Here is an 817-nt window from a genome sequence, read left to right on the forward strand (position 1 = left end):
GGCGGGACGGATGACTGGGGTGAAGTCGTAACAAGGTAGCCGTATCGGAAGGTGCGGCTGGATCACCTCCTTTCTAGGGAAGAAGAAGTAGGCGATGTGTTTCACTGTTGAGTTATCAAAGAAAAAGTTGATAACGAAACTTTCCGGTGGCGATGCGCTTCGGGGAAACACCCGTACCCATCCCGAACACGACGGTTAAGACTGAAGCGGCCGATGATACTATGCTGGAGACGGCATGGGAAAGCAGGTGGCTGCCGGATCAAAAAGGGCTTATAGCTCAGCTGGTTAGAGCGCACGCCTGATAAGCGTGAGGTCGGTGGTTCGAGTCCACTTAAGCCCACTGGACAATGTTCACAGAGGAGCAAAGGTCCACTTAAGCCCATTGGGTATAAGCTTTTGCTGAGGAGCAAAGGTCACTTAAGCCCACTGGATAGATAAAATATCCAAAACAATAGAAAACAGCAGATGGGGATATAGCTCAGTTGGGAGAGCACCTGCCTTGCAAGCAGGGGGTCGAGAGTTCGAATCTCTTTATCTCCACTACAGCAAGATCAAAGACAGAACAGAGAGACAGATGAGAAAAGATCCTGCTGTGCACTGTACCTTGAAAACCGCATATGTAAAACATTCATTTCTTGATGATACGTTAAACGTAAGATAGAGACGAAAACGAGGCACTGCGAAAGCAGTGATAGAGAAAAACCAACAAGCCGTCTGATGTTAACGCTATAGCATCAGAAGAGGCCAAGCAAAAAAGAGCACAGGGCGGATGCCTTGGCACCAAGAGCCGATGAAAGACGTGATAAGCTGCGATAAG

2 tRNA genes and 2 rRNA genes are annotated in these 817 nt (G+C 48.5%); all 4 read left to right on the top strand.

The features are described from left to right. Positions 1-73, top strand: a 16S ribosomal RNA gene (locus tag B5G33_RS20885); the annotation flags it as partial. A 69-nt stretch (positions 74-142) separates the two neighbouring features. Next, positions 143-260 (top strand): 5S ribosomal RNA (rrf, locus tag B5G33_RS20890). A gap of 6 nt (positions 261-266) precedes the next feature. After that, positions 267-340: transfer RNA gene (locus tag B5G33_RS20895), tRNA-Ile, on the top strand. Between the two features lie 127 nt (positions 341-467). Next, positions 468-540 (top strand) — tRNA-Ala (locus B5G33_RS20900). The last annotated feature ends 277 nt before the right edge of the window (positions 541-817 follow it).

It is taken from the genome of Blautia sp. An81 (genome assembly GCF_002161285.1).
Classification (GTDB): Bacteria; Bacillota; Clostridia; order Lachnospirales; family Lachnospiraceae; genus Blautia; species Blautia ornithocaccae.